Origin of the sequence: Massilia sp. ZL223, from assembly GCF_018119395.1 — a bacterium.
Lineage (GTDB): Bacteria > Pseudomonadota > Gammaproteobacteria > Burkholderiales > Burkholderiaceae_D > Telluria.
Genome location: NZ_JAGPWD010000027.1, coordinates 21,470 through 48,083 on the forward strand (window position 1 = coordinate 21,470; position 26,614 = coordinate 48,083).

A 26,614-nucleotide genomic window follows, 5' to 3' on the forward strand; every position below is an offset into this window, starting at 1 on the left:
TAAATGCGCGTGCTTTAGCGCAAATTAGTTACAGTTAGCAATCCAGGCAAACCGCGGCCCGCTGCTGTTCGATGCGCCGGAAACGGTCCGGTTCACTGTGCGCCGGAAGGCGCCCTGGTACGCTTAGTGCGCGTTTTCGCGGGTGAAGACGACCTTCACCGTCTTCAGGATGATCCAGAGGTCGAGCCACAGCGACCAGTTGCGCAGGTAGTCCAGGTCGTACTGGATGCGCGCCTCCATCTTGTCGAGGGTCGCGGTCTCGCCGCGCAGGCCGTTGACCTGGGCCCAGCCGGTGATGCCCGGCCTGACCTTGTGGCGCAGCATGTAGCCCTTGATCAGCTTGCGGTACTGCTCGTTGTGGGCCACCGCATGCGGACGCGGGCCGACGATGCTCATGCGTCCCTGCAGGGCGTTGATGAATTGCGGCAGCTCGTCGAGCGAGGTGCGGCGCAGGAAGCCGCCCACCCGGGTCACGCGCCGGTCGTCCTTCCTGGCCTGGACCACCACCGGGCCGTCGTCGGTGACGGTCATCGAGCGGAACTTGTAGACATAGATTTCTTCGCCGTACAGGCCGTAGCGGCGCTGCTTGAAGATGATCGGGCCCGGCGAACTCAGCTTGACGGCGATGGCGATCACCAGCATCAGGGGCGCCAGCAGGATCAGGGCGAACAGGGAGATCACGACGTCGCTGCCCCGCTTGAGCACGCTGTTGAAGCCCATGAAGGGCGTCTCGCTGATCGCGATCACCGGCATGCCGCCGACGGTGTCGAAGCGCGCCTGCATCAGGTCGAACACATACACGTCCGGCAGGAAGTAGACCGAGGCCGTGGTGTCCTTCAGCTCGTCGATCAGCTTGCGGATGCGCGGCTGGGCCGAGATCGGCTGGCTGATGAAGATCATCTTGATGTTGTGCTGGCGCACATAGGCGGCCACCTCGGCCATCTTGCCCAGCATCGGGTGGACCAGGCTGGCAGGCTTGCGCTCGTCGGCGCGGTCGTCGAAGAAGCCGATCACCTGCATGAAGAGGTTCGGATGGCGGTCGCACACGCCGGCGAACTTGATGCCGACGTCGTTCGCGCCCACCACCACGATGGAACGCACTTCTTCGCCGCGGTCGCGGCTGCCGGTGGCGCGGCGCACCGCGATGTGGCTGACCAGGATCGTGACCGGCGTGGCGACGAACCAGGCCAGCAGCACGCGCTCGTCATAGTAGTACTTGAGGCCGCTCGCCGAACCCAGGAAATACAGGACCGCGATCGTCACGCACCAGCCGAACACGGTGTCGCGCGCATAGGCCAGCATGCGGCCGCTGCGCCAGGTGCGGTAGGGATCGATGTGCTGGTAGACCGAGGACGAGATGAAGAACGCGAGGATCATCAGGACCAGCGAGTATCCCGAGAACGGCTCGCCGTACACCAGCGTGGCGAGATACAGGGTCCCCATGACGATCAGGGGATCGAGCACGCGCTGGAAGAACGAGATAATCGGAATATCGTTGACCGTCATGTTTCACGTCTTTTCTCTTGGTGTCCACGTCAGAACAGGACGTTGGCGCCGACCTGCACCACGTTGGCGTCGAAGCGGCTGGTGCCGAGTACGCGCGAACCGCTGCGCGCCTGGTGCGAATAGCCCGCCTGCACCTGGATCTTGCGTTTGACCTGCCAGGTGGCGCGCAGGTTGGCGGAGCGGATCGTGTCGTTGAGGTCTTCCGAACCGGGGAACTCCCGGCGCGCGTTGTAGTCGCGCTTTTCGTAGATGGCGCTGGCGTCGACCTTGACCTTGCCGGTCGCGTTCCAGGTCGCCCCCAGCATCGCGCCCTTGTTCAGGGTGTAGCTGACGACGGTGCTTTCGATCGGGGCGAATTCGCGCCATACCGAGGCGCTGTAGCTCATCTTGCCCCGCGGCTGGTAGAGCGCCGTCACGCGCCCGTTGACGCCGCTGGTCTTGCCTTCGCCGAAGGACGGCTGCTCGCGCCGCACATAGCCGACCAGCGCCTGCAGGGTGGTCGAGCCGGTGGCGAGCCAGTTGACGCGTGCCTTCAGTTCGTCCTGCGTGAAGTCGTCGGTCAGCAGCGGATTCGGACGGTTGGGCCGGCGGATGGGAAACTCGCCTTTCACCCGGCGCGCCACCAGGCCGACCGAGCTGCCGCTCCTGGGCTGGTAGATCAGCTCGGCCTCGGCCGCCTTTTCGGTGCGGTTGTTGAAGCGCTGGGCCTGCAGCTCGTAGTCCCAGCGCTCGCGCGCCACGCCCGCACGCAGCTTCCAGCTCGGATGCATCTTCCATCCGGCATCGAAGAACTGGCGGCGCAGCTTGCGCAGGTTGCGCTCGTTGCTCTGGAAGTCGGTGTAAGGCGCCAGCGTCTGGACATGGTTGACTTCCGCTTTGCCCTCCAGCTTGTTGCCGATCTCCCAGTTCCACTGGGCCTGCAGGTCGCGCCCATCGTAGTCGAGCTGCTTGAAGTGATCGAACTTGACCTTGGACGCCTTGGCGACGGCGGAAATGCGCTGGCGGCTGATGCGCTTGTTGTAGACCACGCCGCCTTCGAGCGTGCGGTAGGAATCGCCGCGCTTGCCCTGGAAGGGGCGCGCGTTGTCGGGAATGCGCAGCAGGTTGTCGTCGTAGGCCCAGCCGATGCCGCCGTAGAGGCGCATGCCTTCTTCGGGCGGGGCCGCGAATGCGGATGCGGCCGGCAGGGTGATGAGGGCGCCGATCACGGCGGCGGCCAGGGGACGGTAGCGGAAACTCAGCATGTTGTTTGTCTTCTCGAAAGTGCGACGCTAGTCGGATTACCAGAACGCCCAGCTGCCCGTCGTCACCACCCAGATCCCCAGCAATCCATTGGTGACGGCGTGGGCCAGCACGGGCGACCACAGGTTTCGGTGCCGCATGTAGAGCAGGCTGTAGGCGACGCCGGCGACGATGCCGGCCAGCCAGAGATTGTGTTCGAAGCCGAACAGCACGACGGGAACGAGGAAGGCCTTGAGACCGACTCGGGCCGGATCGACCTGCTCGAAGTCCGAGGCTTCCACCCAGCGCATCAGGAAGGAACGCCAGAACAGTTCTTCCATGACGGGCACGACCAGGGCGGCGCCGGCGATGCGGATAGCCGCCAGCAGCCAGTCGATCTCGCCCGCGGTGCGCGGGTCGTAGCCGGGACTCGATCCGACCACCATCCAGGGCGCGTCGAGATTAATCCACAGCACCAGCACGAGCACGCCGGCCGCGATGGCGACGGCGGCTTGCCTGAATGTGATGAAAGCGTGTCGCAGCTCGGCGTACTGCTTCCAGAACACGGCCAGCAGCACGGCCACCAGCCCGATCTGGACCGGATACAGCCAGCGCAGCTCGGCGCGCGCGAAGCCGGCGCGCTCGAGCATGTCGCCGAGGATGATGAAGAAGATATAGGTGCCGAAAGGCAGGATCCGCGCCCAGGCGGCGCGGCTCAGGAACGGCGTCTCCGCCGGGGAGGACTTCGCTGCAGCATGATGGACCGAGAGCGCCTTGGGCGCGGAGGAAACGATGCGTTGTTCGTTGTTCTCGGTCATGGATTCAATGGCGGGCGCCTGGCCCGCTTGCCTGTTTCGTTAGGCTACTCTCCCCTGGCGCGAGCTTCAATGCGCTCCCAGCGTTCCAGGGCGTCGAGCAGCAGATCGTCGATCTCGGCGTAGCGCGCATTCAGGCGCTTGGCATCGCCGGGATTCTGCTTGTAGAAGTCCGGCGAATTCATCTGTGCTGTAATCGCCGACTGCTCATCTTCAAGAGTCGCGATCAGCTGAGGAAGTTCCTCCAGTTCGCGCTGCTCTTTGTAGCTCAACTTTACCTTCTTAGCGGCAGGGCTCTGTGCGGTGGATGACATACCACTCGGTTTCGTCACGGCAGGCTTCGGCGCCTCCGCGGCCTTCGCGGGCTGGAACGCGGGTTCGCTGGCTTTCACGCGTTCCCAATCGGTATAGCCGCCGACGTATTCGCGCCACATGCCGGCGCCTTCGGCAACGATCACCTGGGTCACGACATTGTCCAGGAAGGTACGGTCGTGGCTGACGAGAAACACGGTGCCGGTATAGTCCTCAAGCAATTCCTCGAGCAGTTCGAGGGTGTCGATGTCGAGGTCGTTGGTCGGTTCGTCGAGCACCAGGCAGTTGGCCGGCTTGGCGAACAGGCGCGCCAGCAGCAGGCGGTTGCGTTCGCCGCCGGAGAGCGACTTGACCGGCGAACGCGCGCGTTCCGGCGCGAACAGGAAGTCGCTCAGGTAGGTCATCACGTGCTTGCGCTGGCCATTGATCTCGACCCAGTCGCTGCCCGGCGAGATGGTGTCGGCCAGGCTCGCCTCTTCGTTGAGCTGGGCGCGCATCTGGTCGAAGTAGGCCACGTTCAGGCGCGTGCCCAGCTTGACCGTGCCGCTGTCGGCGCTCTCCTCGCCCAGGATAATCTTGAGCAAGGTGGTCTTGCCGGCGCCGTTGGGGCCGATCAGGCCGACCTTGTCGCCGCGCAGGATGGTGCCGGTGAAATTCGTGATGATCTGCTTGTCGCCGTAACGCTTGGAGACGTTCTCGAGCTCGGCCACGATCTTGCCGGAGCGTTCTCCGGTGCCGACGTCGAGCTTGACCTGCCCTTGTTGGTCGCGGCGTGCCGCGCGCTGCAGGCGCAGCGCTTCCAGGCGGCGCACGCGGCCTTCGTCGCGGGTGCGGCGCGCCTGCACGCCCTTGCGGATCCACACTTCTTCCTGGGCCAGGAACTTGTCGAACTTGGCGTTCTCGACTTCCTCGTTGGCCAGCAGTTCGCGCTTGCGTTCCTGGTAGGTCGAGAAATTACCCGGGAAGGAAAGCAGGCGGCCACGGTCGAGTTCGACGATGCGGGTGGCCACGTTGTCGAGGAAGCTGCGGTCGTGGGTGATGAACAGCACCGAGCCGCGGAATTCGCGCAGCAGGCCTTCCAGCCACTTGATCGAGGTGAAGTCGAGGTGGTTGGTGGGTTCGTCGAGCAGCAGCACGTCCGGGCCGGAGACCAGTGCCACGGCCAGGGCCACGCGCTTCTGCATACCGCCGGACAGGGTGCCCATCTTCGCTTCGCGCGCCAGGCCCAGGCGGTCGAGGGTGGTGTCGACCTTGTGCGCCAGGTTCCAGCCGTCGAGGGCGTCGAGCTTCGACTGCAGCTCGTGCATGCGTTCCATCAGGGCTTCGTCGTCGCCCTGGCCGAACTTGCCGGTGAGCTCTTCGTACTCGGTGAGCATGGCTTGCTGCTCGCCCATGCCGGCGGCGACCGCGTCGAACACGGTGACCTCGGGGTCGAACACGGGTTCCTGCTCGACGTAGGCGATCTTCAGCCCCTGCTGCATGACCAGCAGGCCGTCGTCGAGCCTGGACCGGCCGGAAATAATCTTGAGCAGCGAGGATTTGCCGGTGCCGTTGCGGCCGATCAGGCCGACGCGCTCGCCGGCCTCCAGCGAAAAGTCGGCGTGGTCGAGCAGTGCCACGTGGCCGAAGGCCAGCTGGGCGGAAGTAAGGGAGATGACAGCCATAATGGGTTAGCGTCCTGCGGGCGCGGGTTGCTGCCGCAGCGACAAATGCATGAAATGATTGAATGAGACCGGTATTGTACCGACTCGTGGGGCAAGGCCTCGAACAATCCGGCCATCCTCGGCTATAATTGCGCTCGGTTCACGGTTCCGGCCCGTTCGCGGGGTCCGCCCGCCGGACTGCAGGCCTGGTTCTGCCGGGTGACTGCCCTGCCCGCTTCACGGCGGCGCTCGCGTCCTCTCCGTAGCACAATGGATAGTGCACATGCCTCCTAAGCGTGGGATACTGGTTCGATTCCAGTCGGAGGGACCAACTCGATAGACCTTCCCTCATCTGCCAGCCCGTCCGACCGGATAAGTGGCGCCGATCGGCTGGCGCTGGCACTCGGCTGCGCCGTATCGCGAATCAATCCATCGGCTCCTTAGGAAGGCAGGAAAGCATCTGCTGGATACGCTGCTCGGAATAAACGCTTGCCGCGGCCTGGAGCGCTTCCTGAGTGACCTGGGACTGGATGACCCCTCCCTTTTTGGCCAGCAAGTCTTTCCCGAGGATGACAAAGTCGAGCATCTGATTAATCCCCGTATAAGCGCGAATATCGCTTCCTGACGAGGCAACGTGGCCCTGCCTGCATCTGTCGGTTTTGATATCCGGCTTGGAAACGAAGGGCGCCTTGAGGTTCAGCTCTTCCGGACTGCAGCGTTTCGCCACGGGGATGGGTCCGGGCTTTTGGGGCGATACCTTGCCATAGCGGAGCAACTGGTGAAGGGCAATCGAACCCTCGCCAAAGGCAGGTCCGCTGTCGGCGATCACAGCCCATGTCGGCTTGTAGCCCGCACCACCGATCCATACCACTTTGCCCAGCAGGTCCTCGGTGGGGGTGACCGCAACGGGAAGCGACTCGGCATCCAGGTACCGCGCTTCGCCATCCACCAGGTGCCGCAGGGACGTGGCGGAGAAGTAGGCTTGAATCTGTTCTCCTGCTACGGTTTCCAGCAAGGCTCCCATTTTCGGCCTGCCTATCCCATTACCAGCCACGTAGCCCTTTTTGCATGACGTGGGACTCCGCCCGGGCGCCAAGGCTTCGACCTCCATGCCGAACACACAAAACATTGGTGTGCCGGGGCCGAACCCGGCCTTTGCGGCCTGAGAAAATTCCACGGCACAGGTGGCATCGCAGGATTGAGTCTCTTTACCGTTCCAGCGGGACATACCATTTTGCAGGTAAGTAAAACCGTGATCGCCAACCGTATACGACGCCGGGCCACCGTCCGGATTCACGGCCAGCCGCGCACGCACGGCGATGGACCCATCGGCGAATTTGCGCGTGCTGGCTTTCATCTTGTCGCCGGCGCGGTTCTTGACTGTAATCTTCCCAGGGATACCGCAGTCCTCGGCACCGATGACCGCGGCTGTCACAAAGAACTGGGCTGTCATGATAGCTATTGCTGGCTTAGGAAATCTCATTTTCTCTCCTTTAACAAGTTGGCTTGTCAAACCACCTGCGACAGGTAGCACCAGGCTTCCACACTACCGAGCTACATATTGCGCCGGTTTGCCGGTTCTGCATATGAATGCCTAGACGACAGGCCGCTGAAACAACACGCGGATACGGTGCCATCGCTTGCAGAGTTCTTGCTCGGCAATAACATTGGGAACTTCAAATCCTTAAATTTAACCATTGTTGTTTTAACGAAATTTGTGTTGCCTGGACTTAATACCCCCCAGTAAACTCAAGGGCTTTGCCGGTCGTGCCACGCGACCTTCCTCTGTCCTGAAGAGATTCCCTTGAAGTTCACGTCACGCTCCCGCACCACGCTTCTCCTGCCTGTCCTGCTTTGCCTTACCGTCCTGACCGCCTGCGGCGGCGGTAGTGGAGATGCCGCACCTGCCACGGCTTCCAGTGTCCCTTCCGCATCGGCAGCCGCCGTCAGGACCGCCTCGCTGGTCCAGATCTGCCCCGGCCAGAGCGCCGATCCGACCGGCGAAGTACCGGCCTCGGCAGCCATCCAGGCCTGCGTCGACCAGATCGGGGCCAAGGGAACCCTGGAACTGCCTCCGGGCACCTACCTGATGAGCTCGCAGTTGAGGTTCAGGTTCCCCTTCACCCTGAGGACCAAGGGGTTGGCCGGCTCGACGGCGACCTGCACCCAGGGCGCCGATTGCGCCACCTTGAAGGCATCCCCCTTGCTCGCGGAAAAGTTCGGCATCCTGTTTGTCGGTGGCGAAGGCGTCGCCGTCGAAGGCTTCGTCATGGATCATGTGACGCTCGACGGCAACCGCGCCGAGCGCCTGCTCGGCGTGGCGCGCGACCGCTGCGTTGCAGGCGACAATCGCTACGGCTTCAACGCCTCGATCGAGAGCTGCACCTCCTGCAGCGTGACCTACTCCGCTTCGGTGAACGCCGTTTGCGGCACCGGCCTGGCCTGGTCCGGAAGCAAGGCGACGATCGAAAGGAACGTCTTCGCGAACAACGGCGACAACGACACCCCTTACCTGTGGTCCGACGGTTTGTCGGTGGTCCTGGCCGATGACTCGTCCATCCAGGAGAACCGCTTCATCGACAACAGCGACGTGGGCCTCATCTCCTTTGGTTCCGCGCGGACCAAGATCCTGAACAACGTGGTAACTCAGGACAAGATCAAGGCCTTTGCCGGCTTCATGCTGGACTCGCTGCAGACCGGCGACTTCAGCGACTCGACCATCTCGGGCAATACGGTAAGCTGCGCGCCGGGGAAATGCTTTTTCGGGGTCAATATCGGTCCCAGCCCCTGGTACCCGAAAAACAAGCCCGTGTTCGGCGGACGCTTCGAGGGAAATACGATCAGCGGCGGCACGATCGGCCTGAACATCAGCGGCATCAAGGCGAGTCCACAGATGATGTACGTGGGCGGGAACATGCTGGTCGGCTCCTATCCTGCCGGGCGGACGACTTGCCGCCACGTCGGCAGCGTGACGAGCACAGCTATTTCCCGCGATCCGAACATCGCGAACTCCGCCATCGCGCTCGGCACCAATTACCTGAACCAGCAGACGGTCTTCCCTCTCCTGCAGTCGACGGATAATTGCATCGGCTGAACGCCGCGGGCTGGGTATGGTCCGTCGGCGAATGCACCGGAGCGTGCGTGGCGGCCTAGCTGCTTGCCGGACGTCCGTCGCCGATCCGGATCCGGCGCTTCATCGTGGACAGCAGGCCGATCATGCTGTCCTTGTCCTCGGCCGGGATCTCGGACAGGATCTCGTCGATCCAGCGCTCGTGCACGGCGGCCATTTCGGCGAAGGCGAGGCGCCCTGCCGGCGTCAGCTTGACGGCGAAGGCGCGCCGGTCCTTCGCATCGGGCACGCGCACCACCAGCTGCTCGCGCTCGAGCTGGTCGGTGATGCCGGTGATATTGCCGCCGGTGACCATCATGCGCCGGGACAGCTCGCCCATGCGCAAGCCGTCCGGATGGCGCTCCAGCTGCGCCATCAGGTCGAAGCGCGGCAAGGTGATGCCGAAGCTGGTGCGCAGGCGGCTGCGGATCTCGTTCTCGATCCGCAAGGTGCACGACAGCATGCGCAGCCACAGGCGCAGCGACTGGTGGTGTTCCTGCGTCAGCCGGCTCTCCAGGTCGAGGCTGTCCAGATCCTCCGGCGCCTCCCGCAAGCCGTCGCTTCCCCGACCGTCGACATCCTTCATGCTGTTCCCTGGGCCGTCTCGGCGCGTAGTTTGAACCGTTGCAGCTTACCGGTTTCGGTGCGCGGCAACTGTTCGCGAAACCGCACAGCGCGCGGGTATTTGTAGGGTGCGATCTGCTGCTTGACGAATTCCTGCAGCTCCTGCGCCAGCGCATCCGAGGGCGCCTGGCCGCTGCGCAGCACCACGTGCGCCTCGACCAGCTGGCCGCGCTCGGCATCCGGGCGCCCGACCACGCCGCACTCGGCCACGGCCGGATGGCGCAGCAGCGCTTCCTCGACCTCGGCCCCGGCGATGTTGTAGCCGGCCGAAATGATCATGTCGTCCGTGCGCGAGCGGTAGTAGAAGTAGCCGTCGGCATCCATCTCGTAGGCGTCGCCCGTGAGGTTCCAGCCGTTCTTCACGTAATCGAGCTGGCGCGGGTCGTCCAGGTAGCGGCAGCCGGTCGGTCCCTTGACGGCGAGCCTTCCGATCACGCCTGGCCCCACCGGGCGGCCCTGCGCGTCGAGCACGCAGGCCTGGTAGCCCGGCACCGGCTTGCCGGTGGCGCCGGGACGGATCTCTCTGCCGGCCGCCGAGATAAAGATGTGCAGCATTTCGGTGGCGCCGATGCCGTCGATCATGGCCAGGCCGGTGGCCGCCTGCCAGGCCTCGCGCGTGGCCAGCGGCAGCGCCTCGCCGGCCGAGACGGTGCGGCTCAGGCTGGACAGGTCGAACTGCGGGGCCAGCGCCGCCATCTGGCGGTAGAAGGTCGGGGCCGTGAAGCATACCGTGGCGCGCTGCTGCTCGATCGCGGCCAGCAGGGTTTCCGGCGTCAGCTTTTCGATCAGGACCGCGCGTGCGCCCACGCGCAGCGGGAACAGCAGCAGGCCGCCGAGGCCGAAGGTGAAGGCCAGCGGCGGCGTGCCGATGAAGACGTCGTCGATGCTAGAACCCAGGATGTGGCGCGGGAAGCAGTCGCAGATCGCCAGCACGTCGCGGTGGAAGTGCATGGTGCCTTTCGGGACGCCGGTGGTGCCCGAGGTAAAACTGATCAGGCAGACGTCGTCTGCCGCACTGTCGACGGCGTCGAACGGCGCTTCGTAACGCGCCATGCGCGCCTCCAGCCCCTCTTCCTTGTCGCTGTCGAAGCAGACCAGGGGCACGCCATCCAGCGCCAGCGCCTCGACCTCGCCGCACAGGGCGGCCGCGCACAGCACGGCGCCGACGCGCGCCTTGGCCGCGATGGCGCCCAGCTCGCGGGCGCGCAGCAGCGGCATGGTCGGCACGGCGATGCAGCCGGCCTTGATCACGGCCAGGATGCAGGCAGCCATCATGGGACAGTTGGCGCCGCGCAGCAGCACCCGGCTGCCGGTGGGCAGGCGCAGGTCTTCGCGCAGCACGTGGGCGATGCGGTCGACCCGGGCCAGCAGCGCGGCATAGCTCAGGGTCTCGCGAGCGCCAATCAGGGCGCTGCGTTCGCCCCAGCCGCGCTGCACACCCTTGTCCAGCAGTTCGGCCGCGCAGTTGAGCCGCTCGGGGTAGCGCAGCTCGGGCAGCTCGAACAGGAATTCCGGCCAGAGTGCGCGCGGCGGCAGGTTGGCGCGCGCAAAGCCGTCGGTATAGCCGGAACGGGTCAGTTCCGTGGAAGAGACTGCTGCTGGTGCGGCATCGGTCATGTGAGCCCTCTTTGGTAGGTCAGGCAAGCGTCCGCAGGTACTTTAAATCTAAAGTAACCCAGCAGCAAGGGATTTGCGGGGTTCGCGGCGGACGCCTCTAGTGCGGTTATGCGCTACGGGCACGCCCGGCCTGGCGCAGCGCGGCGGCGCCGGCCTGCCCCAGGACTTGTCCGAGTCGGGCCGCGTCGAGCGCACCGTCGGCGAGCTGTTCCAGCTGCTCCAGGCTGGCTGCCGCCGCGTGCAGGCCCAGGGTGGCGCAGCCCTCGCGCAGACGCTTGAGGCGCCCGGCCACGGCATCGCCCTCGCCTGCCGCCAGCAGGCCGGCCAGCTCGGGGCCCGCCGCGGCCAGCTGGCGCTGCAGGCCGTCAAGGTAGAGCTGGAGGCGCGCGCTATCGATGCCGAGGCGGCGCGCCACGTCCTGCGGGTCTTCGTCGGCAGCCCCGGCCGGCGCGCCGGCCAGGCGCGCGAACTGGGCGCGCACGTCCTCGGCCTGGAAGGGTTTGACGATGTAGCCGTCCGCGCCCAGGCCGTCGGCTTCGGCCATGGTGGCGGCATCGGCGGAGGCGGAGACCAGCACGAAGCGCTGCTGCGCATGCACCGCGTGGGCGCGCATCCTGGCCAGCAGTTCGAGCCCGGACAGGCGCGGCATGCGCAGGTCGCAGAACACGATGCCCGGGGCCAGGCCGGCCTCCAGCTGGCGCCAGGCGTCCTCGCCGTCCTCGGCCTCGAGAATCTCGTGGCTGCCGCAGCTGTCGACCAGATGCATCAGCATCATGCGCGAAACGACGTCGTCGTCGACCACCAGCACCTTCATCGGCTTCCCCTCGTTAGAAGCCGGCATTATAAACGCGCAAGCTCGGGCCGGGCTTCACGCCTGCCCCGTAGCGAATCCGGCAAACAGGATGGCCAGGCGCGGCAGACCCGCGCGCAGGCGCGTTGCGTCGCGCGCATCGGCGGCCGCTTCCAGCTCGGCGCACAGCTGCTGGATCGCGCTCTCGCCCAGGTGGCTGGCGCTGCCCCGCAGACCGTGCAGGACGCGCCCGGCGGTGTCGAAGTCGCCGGCGTCGATGGCGGCGTCGAGCTCCGCCCGGCGGCGCGGCAAGTCGGCGGCGAAGGCGGCGCGCAGGCGGGCGCTCAGGTCGTTGGCGCGCCGTCCCGGGTTGGCCGCGGCCGGCGCCGGCGCCGCAACCGCAGCTTCCGGCGTCACGCCGAACATCGCATCCAGCTCGGCCAGCGCCGCCACGCTTTCGCGCACCGGGGGCGCGGCCGCCTTGGAGGCGTCGTGGGCCGGCATCGGCGTCAGCGGCAGGCCGCGCTGCTGCTGGCGCTCGATCGCGCGCGCGATCTGGTAGTGCAGCGCTTCTTCGTCGATCGGCTTGGTCAGGAAGGCGTCCATGCCGCAGGCCAGGTAGCGCGCCCGGTCCTCGCTGGTGGCGTTGGCGGTGAGCGCGACGATCATCACATGCTGGTCGATGGCCGGCGACTCCATGGTGCCGCCGGCGCGGATCAGGCGGGTCGCCGTGGCGCCATCCATCTCCGGCATGCGCCCGTCCATCAGGACCAGGTCGTAGCGCGTGCGGGAACAGGCCTGCACCGCCTCGGCGCCGTTGGCGACCACGTCGACCTGGTGTCCCATCTCCTCGATCATCAGGCGCGCGATGATCTGGTTGGTCGGGAAGTCCTCGGCGCACAGGATGCGCAGGCGGTGGCTGTGCGGCGCGCGCGCCAGCTGCTCGAGCTGGGGCGGCTCGACGCCGTCCGCCAGCGGCAGCAGCACGCTGAACACGCTGCCCTTGCCTTCGGTGCTGTTGACGCCGATGGTGCCGCCCATCAGCTCCACCAGCTGGCGGCAGATCGCCAGGCCCAGGCCGGTGCCGCCGTAGCGGCGCGTGGTGGTGGTGTCGGCCTGTTCGAACTTCTGGAACAGGCGCGGCAGCGCGGCGGCCGGGATGCCGATGCCGGTGTCGCGCACCGTGAAGCGGATCATGTGGCCGCCTTGACCTGCTCCCTCGCCTTTCGGCTGATCTTCGGCGCGGCGCTCGACCTCGACCCGCACCCCGCCCGACCTGGTGAATTTAAACGCGTTCCCGACCAGGTTGACCAACACCTGGCGCAGGCGGGTCGGGTCGCCCACCACGAAGCGCGGCAGCTCCTCGCCCAGGCTCACCGCGAAGTCCAGGCTGTGGGCCGCCGCCTGTTCCTGGAACAGGCTGGCCACGTTGGTGATGGCCGCGTGCAGGTCGAAGTCGATGCTTTCGATGCTCAGCTTGCCCGCCTCGATCTTGGAAAAATCGAGCAGGTCGTTGATGATCGCCAGCAGCGCCTGGGCGTTGGCCTGGCCGCGCAGGATCTGGTCGCGCGTGGCGTCCTTGAGTGCGCCGTCGCGCAGCGCGAAGCCGAGCATGCCGATCACGCCGGCCAGCGGGGTGCGCATCTCGTGGCTCATGTTGGCCAGGAATTCGGACTTCTGGCGCGTCGCATCCTCGGCGCGCTGCTTGGCCTGGCGCAGGAATTCCTCGTTCTCCTGCAGCGCGCGGTAAGCGTTCTGCAGCTCGTTGGTCTGGGCGCGCACGCGCCGCTCCTGGTCGCGCAGTTCCTGGGTCTGGCGTTCCAGCACGCGGTTCTGGTGCTCGACCTGCTCGGTGCGCGCGCCCACCTGGCGCTCGAGGCGTTCCTTCTGGTGGCGCAGCCCTTCCAGGCGCATGCGCAGGCCTATGTACACGGCGGCGCAGAACAGGGCCGCGGCGCCGATCCGGAACCAGGGGGTGCCCCAGGGCGGCGGTTCGATGGTGAGCGCCAGCGCGGCGACGTCCTCGCCCCAGACCCCGTCCTTGTTGGCGGCGCGCACGCGGAACACGTAGGTGCCCGGCTCCAGGTTGGTATAGGTGGCGAAGCGCTTGTCGGCGCCGGTCAGCACCCAGCCCTGGTCGAAGCCGTCCAGGCGGTAGGCGAACTGGTTGCGCGAGGGCGCGGCGAAATGCAGGGCCGCGAATTCCAGGGTCAGCACGGCCGCTTCGTCGGGCAAGGTGACCTGGTCGGTCTGCTCCACCGGGCGGGTCAGGAGGCCCGGCATGGCCTGCTCGATCGGGCGGTTGAACACCTGCAGCCCGGTGATCACGGCGCGCGGCGCGGTGCGGTTGTCGCGGATGGCGCTCGGATCGAAGGCCGTGATGCCGTTGAAGCCGCCGAAGTACAGGGTGCCGTCGGAGGCGCGCAGGGCCGAGGCGTCGAAGAAGGCGCCGTCGGTGATGCCGTCGGCCGAGGTGTAGTTGCGGAAGCGCCCGCTTTTGGGGTCGAAGCAGGACATGCCGCTCGAGGTGCTGACCCAGATGCGGCCGTCGGCGTCTTCCAGCATGGCGGCGACCGCGTCGTCCACCAGCCCGTCGCGCGCGGTGTAGCGCACGAAGCGCACCGAGCCGTCGGCGGCCGTGATCATGCGGTTGAGGCCGCCCGCGGTGCCGACCCAGATGTCGCCGCGGCTGTCTTCCAGCAGGTAGTGGATCTCGTCGTGACTGAGGCTGTTCTTGTCGTAGGGGTCGTGGCGGAAGTGGCGGAAGCGCCCGCTCTTGCGGTCGAGCAGGTCGAGGCCGTCGAAGGTCCCGACCCAGAAGCGGCCGCGCCGGTCCTCCAGCAGCGGACGGGTGATGTCGTCGGCCAGGCTGGCCATGCGGTTGGCGTCGTGGCGGTAGCTGACGACGTCCTGGGTGACGGGATCGAGCCGGTGCAGGCCGCCGCGCGTGGTGATCCACACATAGCCGTCGCGCGCGGCCAGCATGCCGCGCACGTTGTTGGAGTCGGCGTCGCCCGGCAGCACCTTGCGCCGGAAGCGCTTGGTGCGCGGATCGAAGCCGGTGACGCCGGTGCGGCTGCCCACCCACAGCACGCCGTCGCGGTCGCGCGCCAGCGCCGTGGCCGGGGCGTCGATCAGGCTGTTCGGATTGGCCGGGTCGTGGCGGTAGACCACGGCGCGCCCGGTGGCCGGATCGAGGTTGCTCAGGCCCGTGACGCTGCCGACCCACAGCCGGTTGCCGTCCTCGAGCAGCACCCGCACCTTGCTGTCGGCCAGGGAGTCGGGCTCGCCCGGACGGGCGACGATGCGGGCGAAGCCGCCGCTTTCGAGGTCGGTGCGCGAGACGCCGCCATACCAGGTGCCCACCCAGAAGGTGCCGACGCGGTCGCGGTACAGGGCCGAGACGAAGTTGTCCGCCAGGCTGCGGCGGTCGGTGACGCTGTTGCGGTAAGGGTCGAAACGGTCGCCGCCCTCGCGCCAGCGGAACAGGCCGTCGTCGTGGGTGCCGGCCCAGATCGTGCCGCCCTCTTCCTGGTACAGCGCAGTGATCCAGAAGCGGCCGATGCCGTCCTCGGGCCGGTAGCGGCGCACCTTGCCCTGGTCCTCGCCGCGCAGCGCATGGCGTTCGAGTCCGCCGTAGCGGCCCACCCACAGGCGCTGTTCGCTGTCCACCATCAGCGCGTGCACCGGGGCGTCGCGCTTGCCCAGGCCGGCGCCGTGGTGCTCGAAGCGCTTGCGCTTGGGGTCGAAGCTGTCCAGGCCGGCCGCGGTGCCGATCCACAGGCGCCCGCTGGCGTCCAGCGCCAGCGCGTTGATGCCGTCGTCGCTGAGCGAGCCGGCGCCCGGCTCGCTGTGCCAGCTGGTGAAGCGCTTGCTCACCATGTCGAAGTGCTGCAGGCCGTCGCCGGTGCCGATCCACAGGCCGTCGGCGCCGTCGCTGATCAATGCCTTGATGTGGCGGTTGCCGTTGCCGCGCCGCGCCGGGCCGTTGGACACGAACAGGGTAAAGCTGCGCGTCACCGGGTCGAAGCGGTTCAAGCCGCCGTCCGTGCCCAGCCACAGCTGGCCATGGCGGTCGATGTGCAGGATCCGCACCCAGTTGTTGGCCAGGCTGTTCGGCTTGCCCATCTCGCTGCGGTAGTTGGTGAAGCGGTAGCCGTCGAAGCGCGAGACGCCGGACTGGGTGCCGAACCACATGAAGCCCTCGCGGTCCTGGACGATGGACAGCACCGATTCCTGCGGCAGTCCGTCGTGCACCGACAGGTGGTCGAAGCGCAGGGTCGGCTCGGGCCCGGCGTGCGCGAACCCGGCGCAGAACAAGGCCGCCAGCACCAGCAGCAGTCGCAGGCAGGCCGTCATGGGGCGAAGAAGGACAGGACGTCCTGGCGGCGCGCGAGCGTGTCGTGCTCGCCCAGGCGGATCAGCTCGCGCGTGTAGCTGGCCTCGAACAGCAGGTAGGAGGCGAGCGCCGAGCCGCGCGATTCCAGCGCGCCGATCCCGCCCAGCAGGGTGCGCACCGGCGGCGGCAGGCTCTGGGTGTGGCGCGCGGCGATGTCGTCAAGGCGCTCGCTGGGCGCGATCACGAGCAGCTTGACCGGCCTGAGCGGCATGGCGGCGCGCGCCTCGTCGGGGATGCGGCCGAGCGTGTGGTTGACGCGCTGCAGGCGCTCGACGTCCGCCGCCAGGCTGTCGAGGAAGATCGAGGACAGCGCATGGCCGGCGACCTGCGCCAGACTCGGATAGCCGCCGCTGTTGACCTCTTCGCGCGCCGGCTCGGTCATGCGTCCGGCGCCGACCACCAGCACGCGCGTGGCGCCCAAGTGGATCGCGGGGGCGATCGGAGCCAGCTGGCGCATCGAACCGTCGCCGCAGTACTCGCGCCGGCCCGCCAGGTAGAGCGGCACGGCCGGGAAGATGAAGGGAATCGCGCTCGATGCCAGCAGGTGCTCGACCCCGATCTGGGTGGCCAGCGCCATGCGCTGGTGACGCACCCAGGGCTCGATCTGGGCGGCGCTCTGGTAGAAGGTCAGGTGGTGGCCGCTGCTATAGGACGAAGCGGTGATGGCCAGCGCGTGCAGTACGCCGTCCGCCAGGGCCGCATCCAGGCGCGGCAGGTCGAGCGCATGGTGCAGCAGGCCGGCCAGCGGGGTGTTGTCGAGCAGGGACTGGGGCGGCGAAGCGTGCCACTTGCGCAGCAGCCAGCCGAAGGACAGCAGCGACAGCCAGCGCGCCCCTGAACGCAGCACGGCCAGCGAATCGGCGCGGTAGACCTGGTGCGCGGCCACGTTTTCCCAGACCGACAGCAGGCCGCGCACGCCGTCGGCGAAATCGTCGGCGCGGCACGCCAGGGCGGTCGCGTTGAGCGCGCCGGCCGAGGTGCCGCAGATGATGTCGAAGGGGGATTGGGGGGCGGTGCGGCCGGCCTCCACCAGGATCTGCCGGACCGCATGCAATACGCCCGCCTGGTAAGCGGCCCGTGCGCCGCCCCCAGTCAGGATGAGCCCGGTTTTTTCTTTACTGTCCACCCCGCCAAGCTTAGCAAACAAAGACTAGCTATAGGGAAATAAGTGCCATTTCGTCAGCATTTAATCCCCTTTTGCAACGCCTTCGCGTCGCGGATCCGCACCACCGAACCACAGCGGCACGCCGTGGATGTTCAGGCGTTCGATGCCTTGCAGGCCCGAAGTCTGCTCGCTCTGGCGCACCTTGTGGCCGCGCGCCTGCAGCGCTTCGACGGTGGACAGCGGGAAGCGCCCCGCTTCGAGCTCGGTCGGTCCGTTGCGGCTGCCGAAGTTGGGCAGCGCGATCGCCTGCTGGACGTTCAGGCCCCAGTCGAGGGTGCCGACCAGGACCTTGGCCACGTAGTTGATGATGGCCGGGCCGCCGGGCGAGCCGACCGTGAGCGCCAGCTTGCCGGTCTTCTTGTCGAACACCACGGTCGGCGACATCGCGCTGCGCGGGCGCTTGCCCGCCTCGACGCGGTTGGCCACCGGGCCGTTGGCGTCACGCGCATCGAAGGAGAAGTCGGTCAGCTGGTTGTTGAGGATGAAGCCGTCGACCATCTGGCGCGAGCCGAAGGCGTCCTCGATGGTGGTGGTCATCGCCAGGCCCATGCCGTAGCCGTCGACCACCGCCACATGCGAGGTGGACGGGGTTTCGATGGCGTTGTCGGTGCCCCACTTCGCGGCCACTTCCATGCCCGGCGGCGTGCCGGCCGGCGCTTCGCCCATCGAGCGCTGGCCCACCAGGGCGGCGCGCCGCGCCAGGTAGGACTTGTCGATCAGGCTGGCGATGCCCTTGCCCGGCAGCGGCACGAAGTCGGTGTCGGCGGCGTAGCGGTTGCGGTCGGCGTAGGCCAGGCGCCCCACTTCCGAGAACACGTGCACCGCTTGCGGGCCCGGCACGCCATTGGCCGGCGCCAGCGCCTTCATGTCCATGGTCTCGAACATGCCCAGCATCTGGGCCACCGCGATGCCGCCCGAGGACGGCGGCGGCATGCCGCAGATGGTGTAAGTCCTATAGTCGCTGCAGACCGGCGTGCGCACCTTCGGCTGGTAGCCGGTGATGTCGGCCGCCGTGAGCAGGCCCGGGTTGGTCGGGTGGCCCGCCACCTTGGCGGCGATGTCGCGCGCGATGTGGCCCCTGTAGAAGGCGTCGGCGCCGCCCTCGGCGATCTCGCGCAGGGTCCTGGCCAAGGCCGGGTTCTTCAGCACGTGGCCGACCGGCCAGGGACGGCCGGCAGGGTCGTAGAAATAGGCGGCGGCCACCGGGTCCTTGCGCAGGTGGGCGTCGTAGCTCAGCAGCCCGTTGAGGCGCGGGCTGACGGCGAAGCCTTGTTCCGACAGGCGGATGGCCGGCTCGAACAGGGCTTTCCAGGGCAGCTTGCCGTGCTGGCGGTGGGCCAGCTCCAGCATGCGCAAGACGCCGGGCGCGCCTACCGAGCGGCCGCCGACGATGCCCTCGACGCGCGAGAGCGGCTTGCCGTCGGGACGCTGGAACAGGCGCTCGTCGGCCCTGGCCGGCGCGGTCTCGCGGCCGTCGAAGGCCTGGACCTGCTTGCCGTCATAGTGGACCAGGAAGGCGCCGCCACCGATGCCAGAGGACTGGGGCTCGACCAGGGTGAGCACCAGCTGGGTGGCGATGGCGGCGTCGATGGCGCTGCCGCCCTTCCTGAGGATCTGGTAGCCGGCGTCCACCGCGAGCGGATTGGCGGCGGCGACCATGTATTTTTTCGCGGGCCAGCCGGCCTTGTCCTGGTAGCCGGTGGCCGCTTCCGGTGCGGCCTGGCGGGTGTCCTGTGCGTGGACGGGAGACTGGAAGGCGCCGGCCAGTGCCAGGCCGATGGTAATCAGTGTGAATCGGTTCAAATCGGCTCTCCAAAAGCAAGGCGGGCGCGCAATATGGGATGCCCCATGATTGGCCGCGCCCGCTACCCCGGCATCGTACAACAATTGCCGGTTGCTTACAGAACAGCTTATTTAGGCTGCATACGGATCGCGCCGTCCAGGCGGATCGTTTCGCCGTTCAGCATCACGTTCTCGATGATGGCCTTGGCCAGGTGCGCGTATTCCTTCGGCATGCCGAGGCGCGGGGGGAACGGCACCATCTTGCCCAGGGAGTCGCGCACTTCCTGCGGCATGCCCATCAGCATCGGGGTTTCGAAGATGCCCGGCGCGATGGTCATCACGCGGATGCCGCTGCGCGCCAGGTCGCGCGCCATCGGCAGGGTCATGCCGGCGACGGCGGCCTTGGACGAACCGTAGGCGGCCTGGCCGATCTGGCCGTCGAAGGCCGCGACCGAGGCGGTGTTGATGATGATGCCGCGCTCGCCGTACTCGCCGGCTTCGGTCTTGCCCATCGCATCGGCGGCCAGGCGCGCCATGTTGAAGGTACCCACCAGGTTGATGTTCACCGCGCGCTGGAAGGCGTCCAGCGGGTGCGGGCCGTCCTTGCCCACGGTCTTGACTGCCGGCGCCACGCCCGCGCAGTTGACCAGGCCGCGCAGCGTGCCCAGTGCGGTCGCGGCGGCGACCACGGCCAGGCCGTCGGCTTCCGAGGTGACGTCGCACTTGACGAATTGGCCGCCCAGCTCGGCCGCCAGGGCGGCGCCCGCTTCGGCCTGCACGTCGGCGATGACGACCTTGCCGCCGGCTTCCGTGATCATGCGCGCAGTGGCCGCTCCCAAGCCCGACGCGCCACCGGTGACGATGAACACATTGTTCTGAATTTGCATGGTTTTCCCTTGTAAAAGTTCATATGACGCCGGTCCGCGCTCAGTGTCGCGCGATTGACCTTTACGTAAACGTCAAGCAGCGGCATTGTAGCGAACTTTTGCCCGGAAAAACCATGTTCTTGTCAAAAGCACTGCATCACGGTCCCGTTGCGGTTGCACAGCCGGCCGCTGCTGTTCACGGCCGCGTTGCCCACGCCGGTCGCGTAGGAGGTGCCGCTGGCATCGGTGCAGACGTTGCCCTGGCAGGTGCTGATCTGGGCGCCGCCTGGCGCGCCCGGTGTGGGCGCGGGGGCGACCGGGACGGGGACGCGGGCGTAAGGCTGGCTTGAAGGTGCTGTGATGCGCGCCGTCGGCTCGATCCGCTGCTGGGCGCCGGGGCGCCGCGGCGCAGGCTTGGCCTTGGGATCCTTCTTGGGCGCTTGCTGGGCCTTCTGGCCGGGTTCCGGCTGGGGCGGCTGGGGTGCGGGACGGGCCGAGGGATCGGGCTCGTCCTGGCGCTGCCGGGCTTGCTGGGCCGGCGCGGCGCGCTCTTCCTGGGCCTGGGGCCGGGCATCGGCAGCCGGGATGGGCTGGGGCGACGGCGCCGCCTGGGGATTCAGCACGGGCCCGTAGGTCGGGCCGGTCGCGCGCGCCTTCTCTTTTTCCTGGGACGCGCCCCCGGTCGCCTGGGCCTGGACGATGCCGGCCGCCGAGAGTGCGACGGCAAGCAGGAGGATATGGCTAGAATGGTTCATGGTTCTCCTCGTGGGCTTGATGACCGTGAACCCATTATCGGCCTGCCCAGGCGGGCACGGCGCACACGAAACACATTCTCACATGATTGCGCGGCGACATGCCGCAGGGTTCTAACAGTTCGCGCGAAACTTATTCATTTTTGATTAGTCATACAGAAGCACTCAGTTCGAACGTTGTAGCCGAAGCTCGTAGTGTCTTGCTGCGCTACGTCTACATGCCAATGAAACTGAGTTGGCTTGCGGTGAGTTCCACCGTGACTGCCTGTGGAGGGGAAGGCGCTGGCCTTGCGCCCGAGCGCAAAGTGAAACCGGCCCCTATGAAGCAGGAACCCAACTGTATGGCCAACTTTAAGCAGCATCGAGTAGCTGTACGTAAGTTTGGGAGAACGGAGCGGCAATGGGCGAGCAGGTAACAGCGGCGGCGAACGACCATCTGCGCGGCATGCGCGATGCGGAACTGGTGGTGATCGAGTATGGGGACTTCCAGTGCCCGTATTGCGGCCGGGCGCGCCCGACCCTGGCCGACCTGCAGGAGCGGCACGACGGCCGGATCGCGCTGGTGTACCGGCACCTGCCGCTCGAGCACCTGCATCCGCTGGCCGGACTGGCCGCCGAGGCGGCGGAAGCGGCCGCGGCGCAGGGACAGTTCTGGGCCATGCACGACGCCCTGTTCGAGCAACAGCGCCAGCTGAACGCAGCCAACCTGCCGCTGCTGGCGCAGCAGATCGGACTGGACATGGAGCGCTTCAGGCGGGATGTCGAGAACCGGCGCTATCGCGACAAGGTGCGCGAGCATGCGGAAGACGCTGCGCGGGTCGGGGCGACGGGGACGCCGACCTTTTTCTTCAACGGGCAGCGGTATCCGGGGGATTCAGATAAGGAATCGCTGACGAAGGCGATCGAGGAAGCATTAGGCGTGCGTTGAACGCGTTGGCATGAGACCTGCCAACCCTACGATATGCCGACAATGCCTCCCCTGGCCCGCGCCTAATGCCGTCGTTCCGGCGGAGGCCGGAACCCAAGTTCGTCGAATCACCCAAAAAACAAAAGCGGCCCATCGGGCCGCTCCTGTCATCAAGCGAAAAAACGCTTACTCGGCCAGCGCCGCAAACGCCGCCTCACGCACCTGCTCGACCGGGCCCACGCCCGAGATCTTGCGGTACTTCGGCGCGCCCGGCAGGCCCGACTGCGCCCACTTGTTGTAGTAGCCCAGCAGCACTTCGGTCTGGTTGTGGTACACCTCGAGGCGCTTCTTGACGGTCTCTTCCTTGTCGTCGTCGCGCTGGACCAGCGGCTCGCCGGTCACGTCGTCGACGCCTTCGGCCTTCGGCGGGTTGAACTTGACGTGGTACACGCGGCCCGAACCCGGGTGCGAGCGGCGGCCCGACATGCGCTCGACGATCATGTCGTCCGGCACGTCGATTTCCAGCACGTAGTCGATGTTCACGCCGCTGTCCTTCATGGCGTCCGCCTGCGCGATGGTGCGCGGGAAGCCGTCGAACAGGTAGCCGTTGGCGCAATCCGCTTCCTTCAGGCGCTCCTTGACCAGCCCGATGATGATGTCGTCGGACACCAGCTGGCCCGCATCCATCACTTTTTTGGCAGCCAGGCCCAGCTCGGTCCCTGCCTTGATCGCGGCGCGCAGCATGTCGCCGGTCGAGATTTGCGGGATGTTGAACTTCTCTTTGATGAAGTTGGCCTGGGTGCCCTTGCCGGCGCCGGGTGCTCCTAACAGAATGAGACGCATGAGTTTCCTAGTGTTCTAATGGATGTGTGGAATAGTGAGGTGCGAGCGATCGCGCGTGATGCATATCTGACTAGCTTGACACGAAAGTTACCACAAAAGTCAGCATCAACGCCACCTTGCGGCCTTCCGCCGGCAACAAAAGTTGACGCAGCGCAGACGCCTTGAAGGCGTCTTGCGCGCAGGATCAAGACGCAAAATGCAGGCGCGTGCGAACCAGATCTTCAGGGGTATCGACCCCTGCGGGCGGGGCGCTGTCGGTCACGTGCACCGCGATCGGGTAGCCATGCCACAGCACGCGCAGCTGCTCCAGGGCCTCGATCTGTTCGAGCGGCGAGCTCTCCAGTTTGGGATAGGCCTGAAGGAAGGCATTGCTATAGGCGTAAAGACCGATATGGCGCAGCGGTGCGTAGCCGGCCGGCAGGCCGTCGCGCGACTGGGCGAAGGCGTCGCGGTGCCAGGGGATGGTGGCGCGCGAGAAGTACAGCGCCCTTCCCTGCTTGTCGAGCACGACCTTGACCACGTTCGGGTTGAAGGCGTCGTCGGCCTGGTCGATCGGGTGGGCGCAGGTGGCCATCGGCACGCCTTCGCCGATGCGCGCGGCGCATGCCGCCAGCAGGCTCGGGTCGATCAGCGGCTCGTCGCCCTGCAGGTTGACCACCACTTCGTCCTCCGGCAGACCCAGTACCAGCGCCACTTCGGCGATGCGGTCGGTGCCCGAGGGGTGGTCGGGGCGGGTCAGCACCGCATGCACGCCATGGGCGGCGCAGGCGGCGGCGATGTCTTCGTGGTCAGTGGCGACGATGATGCGGGCCGCGCCCGACAGGCGCGCGCGTTCGGCCACGCGCACCACCATCGGCTTGCCGCCGAGGTCGGCCAGCGGCTTGTTCGGCAGGCGGGTCGACGCCATGCGCGCCGGGATGATGACGGTAAAGCTCATGCCGCGACTCAGGTGGGTTCGATGCGACGAGCCTGGTCGGCCCACATGATCGGGATGCCGTCGCGGATCGGGTAGGCCAGGCGGTCAGGGCGGCAGGTCAGTTCCTGCGCCTTCTTATCGTATTCGAGCGGGCCCTTGCACAGCGGGCAGACCAGGATATCAAGCAGTCGAGCGTCCACGACATTTCTCCACGATTTGTTCGGCCAGCGCAGCATCGAGCTGCGCCGTCACCGGCACGACCCACAGCCGCGGGTCGTCCTTCAGGTTATCAAGTTGCCGACATTTTACTGCATCCTTCTCCGTGATCAGGATGACATCGGCGTCGATGCCGTCGAAGGGGCGGTCGAGGAAGTCGTGGTGGTCGGGCAGCGGCAGCTCGGCGAAGGCCAGGCCGTGGCTGCGCAGCATGGCGAAGAAGCGGCCCGGATTGCCGATGCCTGCGGCGGCCACCAGGCGTTTTCCGGCCAGGCTGGCCAGGGGAACGGAGGCGCCTCCAGGCAGCGGTTCGGCCACGCCGCCTTCGAGCTGCATGCGGAAAGGCCGGCCGCCGACGGCGCGCGCCAGCGCCGGCGTGATCTCGGGCGCGTTCACCACCGTCACGTCGCGGCGGCGCGAAGGCGGTTCGCGCAGCGGGCCTGCCGGCAGGGTCCAGCCGTTGCCGACGCCGCGGCCGTCGAACAGGACGATCTCGACGTCACGCGCCAGCGCATAGTGCTGCAGGCCGTCGTCCGTGATCAGGACGTTCACCTCGGGATGGGCGGCCAGCAGCGCCCTGCCCGCTTCCGCGCGGCGGCGACCGACGAAGACGGGGCAGCCTGCGCGCGCGGCGATCAGGAGCGGCTCGTCGCCGACCTCGAGCGGGCTCGAACCCGGCGTCACTTCGCGCGGCGCGCTTTCCTTGCCGCCGTGACCGCGCGAGATGACGCCGGGACGCAGGCCGGCCGCGCGCAGCGCCCGGGCCAGCCAGATCGTGAGCGGGGTCTTGCCGGTGCCGCCGATGAAGATGTTGCCGACTACGACCACCGGCACCGGCAGGCGCTCGCTGGCCAGGATACCGGCGCGGAACAGGCGCACGCGCAGCGCGGTGAGCAGGCGGAACAGGAGCGAGACCGGCAGCAGCGCGCAAGCAAGCGGGCCGCGCCGCAGCCAGGCGCGGGTCAGGGTCGATTCGAGTCGGGATGCCATGGGATGCAGGAGGCGCGGGGCCTCCCCTGTTTACTTCTTGGCGCCGGTCTGGGCCGCGAAAGTCAGCTTGTCGTAGCCGGCCAGGCGCGCCGCTTCCAGCACGTTGATGACCATCTGGTGCATCGCGAACTGGTCGGCATTGACGATCACCACCGGGCTGGCCACCACCTGGCCCTCCTGGGTGCGCGCGGCGTTCTTCAGGTCCTGGGCCAGGCCCGCCACGCTGTGGAAGGACACCGGCACGTTGTTGACCGTGTAATTGCCCTTGGCGTCGATGGTGACGTTGATCTCGAAAGGCTTTTCCTGCTGCTTTTCGGCGTCGGCGGTCGGCAGCGTGATCTGCAGCTCGGTGAACTTGCTGTAGGTGGTCGAGACCATCAGGAAGATCAGGACCACCAGCAGCACGTCGATGAACGGGATCAGGTTGATCTCCGGTTCCTCGGGCCGGCGGCCGCGGCGGAAATTCATCATTTGCGGGACCCGTGCACGACGTCGACGAACTTCACCGCCTGCAGTTCCATGTCGACCACATAGGTGTCGACCAGGTTGCGGAAGTGGCGGTAGAAGACCAGGGCCGGCATGGCGATCGCCAGGCCGAAGCCGGTGTTATACAAGGCCACCGAGATGCCGTGCGCGAGCTGGGCGGGGTTGTTGCCGCCGGTCGGGCTCTGGGCGCCGAAGATCTCGATCATGCCGACCACGGTGCCGAACAGACCCATCAGCGGCGCGAGCGAGGCGATGGTGCCGAGCGTGGTCAGGAAGCGTTCCAGGCCGTGGGCGACGCCGCGACCCGCTTCCTCGATCGATTCCTTCATCACGTCGCGCGGCGCGTCGACGTTGCGCAGCGCGGAAGCCAGCACCGCGCCGAGCGGCGAATTCTGTTCCAGGGTGTTCACCACGTCCGGGGTGACCTTGCCGCTCCGATAGACGCGGATCACATCATCGAGCAACTGCTTCGGGAGAATCTTCTCGCGGCGCAGGTAGATAAGGCGTTCGACGATCAGGGCGACAGCAACGATCGACGCGATCAGCAAGAGCCAGATCGGCCAGCCTGCAGCTTGAAAAATGGCGAGCAAGAGAAACTCCTATGTTGAGAAAAATCACTCGGCAATGTAGCAAGTTGCCAGCTTTGCGGCAAGTAGAGTTCTGCACAACTTCTGTGGATAAAATTGTGCGCAAGGGGTCCCGTCAAACCTAAGCCCCTTGATTCATAAGGACTTTCTGATCCTGCGCAAGAAAATGGCAGGCTCAGGACTCACTGCCCGGCTGCGAACCAAGTTGATCCGCCTCGGTTTTGCCGAACCAATAGTTCTTGTAGTTACGAACAAATTCTGTGGACAAAATTGTGTGCAATGCCTCCTAGCAAGTACTAAGCTGTTGATTTGGCTCAATAATTTGCACGCGGTTAAAAAACAGGCAGCTCCGGACAGCTGTACTTCTCTTCCACCTCTGTGTGGTTCCTCACATTTTTTGTGGACAAGAATGTGATTAAGGCTCCATTTTTATGCTTAAGTACTTGATCTAGATCATAAAAAACTCATAGCTCAATATTTGAGCAAAGCGGCCCTATGCACAATTTCCACTGCCTGGAAGGGTTTGGATCCCCGATTTGTTCGCCTTCCGAGCGTTACTCACATGCAATATTTGGCTGTGCACATTTTTTGTGGATAAGAATGTGAGAAAGCGCATGTTTTCATGTTTAAGTCATTGATTTTAATCAATTCGTACTGCGGTGCTCAAAAAGCAGGCATGTCCTCATGCCTGTCCCAAGCGAGCATTTCCGCGTGCCCAAGGCGAGGCAGCGCACTGGCAGACGATGTTTAGTGCGGCCCCAGCCCTAGCTTGTGCACATGTTTTGTGGACAACATTGTGAGCAAGGATACTTTCCACCTGCTAAGCTATTGATTTTACTCAACAAAGTTTCCAAGCATCATTTTTAAGCACGGCAGTGCAGTCTGGCGTCGCCCACGCAAGTTCGGCGTTTGCCCAGGCCGCATGAGCTCGGCTATGCACAGATTTTGTGGACAAGCACGTGGGTAAGCTACTCTACGGGCTCCTAAGTGCTTGATCCAAAAGGGAACACCCTACCCTGCCCAAATCCCGCGCAGTCTTCGGTCTTATGCATGAGTTCCCCACAGATT

General features: G+C 66.2%; 21 protein-coding genes and 1 tRNA gene. 3 read left to right on the top strand and 19 right to left on the bottom strand.

Annotated features, from left to right (window positions below):
• Positions 1-123: 123 nt before the first annotated feature.
• The 4 genes from KBW95_RS16550 to KBW95_RS16565 are packed head-to-tail and all read right to left on the bottom strand — an operon-like array spanning position 124 to position 5,518.
• Positions 124-1,506: an undecaprenyl-phosphate glucose phosphotransferase gene (locus KBW95_RS16550; protein ID WP_211522813.1), complete on the bottom strand. Its 1,383-nt coding sequence runs from the start codon at positions 1,504-1,506 to the stop codon at positions 124-126.
• Between the two features lie 29 nt (positions 1,507-1,535).
• Positions 1,536-2,750, bottom strand: coding sequence for an XrtB/PEP-CTERM-associated polysaccharide biosynthesis outer membrane protein EpsL (gene epsL, locus KBW95_RS16555; RefSeq protein ID WP_211522814.1), 1,215 nt, complete (start codon positions 2,748-2,750; stop codon positions 1,536-1,538).
• Between the two features lie 36 nt (positions 2,751-2,786).
• The gene (locus KBW95_RS16560) at positions 2,787-3,545 is read right to left on the bottom strand and encodes a CAAX prenyl protease-related protein (protein ID WP_211522815.1); all 759 of its coding nucleotides are present in this window, start codon (positions 3,543-3,545) and stop codon (positions 2,787-2,789) included.
• A 44-nt stretch (positions 3,546-3,589) separates the two neighbouring features.
• A complete protein-coding gene (locus KBW95_RS16565; RefSeq protein WP_211528789.1) occupies positions 3,590-5,518 on the bottom strand; it encodes an ATP-binding cassette domain-containing protein in 1,929 nt (642 codons plus the stop codon).
• Positions 5,519-5,753: 235 nt separating this feature from the next.
• Here KBW95_RS16565 and KBW95_RS16570 point away from each other — a divergent pair.
• A tRNA-Arg gene (locus tag KBW95_RS16570) sits at positions 5,754-5,828 on the top strand.
• A 93-nt stretch (positions 5,829-5,921) separates the two neighbouring features.
• Here KBW95_RS16570 and KBW95_RS16575 read toward each other — a convergent pair.
• Positions 5,922-6,950 (bottom strand): hypothetical protein, encoded by a 1,029-nt coding sequence (locus KBW95_RS16575; protein ID WP_211522817.1) that lies wholly within the window; start codon positions 6,948-6,950, stop codon positions 5,922-5,924.
• 351 nt (positions 6,951-7,301) lie between these two features.
• Here KBW95_RS16575 and KBW95_RS16580 point away from each other — a divergent pair, with 351 nt between their 5' ends.
• On the top strand, positions 7,302-8,591 hold the full coding sequence (locus tag KBW95_RS16580) for a right-handed parallel beta-helix repeat-containing protein (RefSeq protein ID WP_211522818.1): 1,290 nt from the start codon (positions 7,302-7,304) through the stop codon (positions 8,589-8,591).
• A 55-nt stretch (positions 8,592-8,646) separates the two neighbouring features.
• On the opposite strand, the gene KBW95_RS16585 is transcribed toward KBW95_RS16580, so the two are convergent.
• From KBW95_RS16585 to KBW95_RS16620, 8 genes are all read right to left on the bottom strand, one after another.
• Positions 8,647-9,192, bottom strand: a complete 546-nt coding sequence (locus tag KBW95_RS16585; protein ID WP_211522819.1) for a MarR family winged helix-turn-helix transcriptional regulator — start codon at positions 9,190-9,192, stop codon at positions 8,647-8,649.
• The gene (locus KBW95_RS16590; protein ID WP_211522820.1) at positions 9,189-10,847 is read right to left on the bottom strand and encodes an AMP-binding protein; all 1,659 of its coding nucleotides are present in this window, start codon (positions 10,845-10,847) and stop codon (positions 9,189-9,191) included. The genes KBW95_RS16585 and KBW95_RS16590 overlap by 4 nt, the downstream gene beginning before the upstream one ends.
• A gap of 106 nt (positions 10,848-10,953) precedes the next feature.
• Positions 10,954-11,688 (bottom strand): response regulator, encoded by a 735-nt coding sequence (locus tag KBW95_RS16595; RefSeq protein WP_229429813.1) that lies wholly within the window; start codon positions 11,686-11,688, stop codon positions 10,954-10,956.
• Between the two features lie 27 nt (positions 11,689-11,715).
• Positions 11,716-15,996, bottom strand: a complete 4,281-nt coding sequence (locus tag KBW95_RS16600) for a hybrid sensor histidine kinase/response regulator (protein ID WP_211528790.1) — start codon at positions 15,994-15,996, stop codon at positions 11,716-11,718.
• The gene (locus KBW95_RS16605; RefSeq protein ID WP_211522822.1) at positions 15,993-17,162 is read right to left on the bottom strand and encodes a patatin-like phospholipase family protein; all 1,170 of its coding nucleotides are present in this window, start codon (positions 17,160-17,162) and stop codon (positions 15,993-15,995) included. The genes KBW95_RS16600 and KBW95_RS16605 overlap by 4 nt, the downstream gene beginning before the upstream one ends.
• A 60-nt stretch (positions 17,163-17,222) precedes the next feature.
• Positions 17,223-19,004 (bottom strand): gamma-glutamyltransferase, encoded by a 1,782-nt coding sequence (gene ggt, locus KBW95_RS16610; RefSeq protein WP_211528791.1) that lies wholly within the window; start codon positions 19,002-19,004, stop codon positions 17,223-17,225.
• Positions 19,005-19,111: 107 nt separating this feature from the next.
• Positions 19,112-19,870, bottom strand: coding sequence for an SDR family NAD(P)-dependent oxidoreductase (locus KBW95_RS16615; RefSeq protein ID WP_211522824.1), 759 nt, complete (start codon positions 19,868-19,870; stop codon positions 19,112-19,114).
• Positions 19,871-19,992: 122 nt separating this feature from the next.
• Positions 19,993-20,604 carry a hypothetical protein gene (locus tag KBW95_RS16620; protein WP_211522825.1) on the bottom strand — a complete coding sequence of 204 codons (612 nt, stop codon included), beginning with the start codon at positions 20,602-20,604 and terminating at the stop codon, positions 19,993-19,995.
• Between the two features lie 397 nt (positions 20,605-21,001).
• Here KBW95_RS16620 and KBW95_RS16625 point away from each other — a divergent pair, with 397 nt between their 5' ends.
• Positions 21,002-21,529, top strand: a complete 528-nt coding sequence (locus KBW95_RS16625) for a DsbA family protein (RefSeq protein WP_211522826.1) — start codon at positions 21,002-21,004, stop codon at positions 21,527-21,529.
• A gap of 165 nt (positions 21,530-21,694) precedes the next feature.
• Here the strand turns inward: KBW95_RS16625 and adk are convergent, their stop codons facing one another.
• The 6 genes from adk to KBW95_RS16655 form a co-directional block, all read right to left on the bottom strand.
• On the bottom strand, positions 21,695-22,351 hold the full coding sequence (adk, locus tag KBW95_RS16630) for an adenylate kinase (RefSeq protein WP_211522827.1): 657 nt from the start codon (positions 22,349-22,351) through the stop codon (positions 21,695-21,697).
• 184 nt (positions 22,352-22,535) lie between these two features.
• Positions 22,536-23,288, bottom strand: a complete 753-nt coding sequence (gene kdsB / locus KBW95_RS16635) for a 3-deoxy-manno-octulosonate cytidylyltransferase (protein WP_211522828.1) — start codon at positions 23,286-23,288, stop codon at positions 22,536-22,538.
• Positions 23,289-23,296: 8 nt separating this feature from the next.
• A complete protein-coding gene (locus tag KBW95_RS16640; RefSeq protein ID WP_211520764.1) occupies positions 23,297-23,467 on the bottom strand; it encodes a Trm112 family protein in 171 nt (56 codons plus the stop codon).
• Positions 23,448-24,473 (bottom strand): tetraacyldisaccharide 4'-kinase, encoded by a 1,026-nt coding sequence (gene lpxK / locus KBW95_RS16645; RefSeq protein ID WP_211522829.1) that lies wholly within the window; start codon positions 24,471-24,473, stop codon positions 23,448-23,450. The genes KBW95_RS16640 and lpxK overlap by 20 nt, the downstream gene beginning before the upstream one ends.
• Before the next feature lie 30 nt (positions 24,474-24,503).
• Positions 24,504-24,941 (bottom strand): biopolymer transporter ExbD, encoded by a 438-nt coding sequence (locus KBW95_RS16650; RefSeq protein WP_211522881.1) that lies wholly within the window; start codon positions 24,939-24,941, stop codon positions 24,504-24,506.
• Positions 24,941-25,549: a MotA/TolQ/ExbB proton channel family protein gene (locus KBW95_RS16655; RefSeq protein WP_211522830.1), complete on the bottom strand. Its 609-nt coding sequence runs from the start codon at positions 25,547-25,549 to the stop codon at positions 24,941-24,943. Before KBW95_RS16655 ends, KBW95_RS16650 begins: the two co-directional genes overlap by 1 nt.
• Between the last annotated feature and the right edge of the window lie 1,065 nt (positions 25,550-26,614).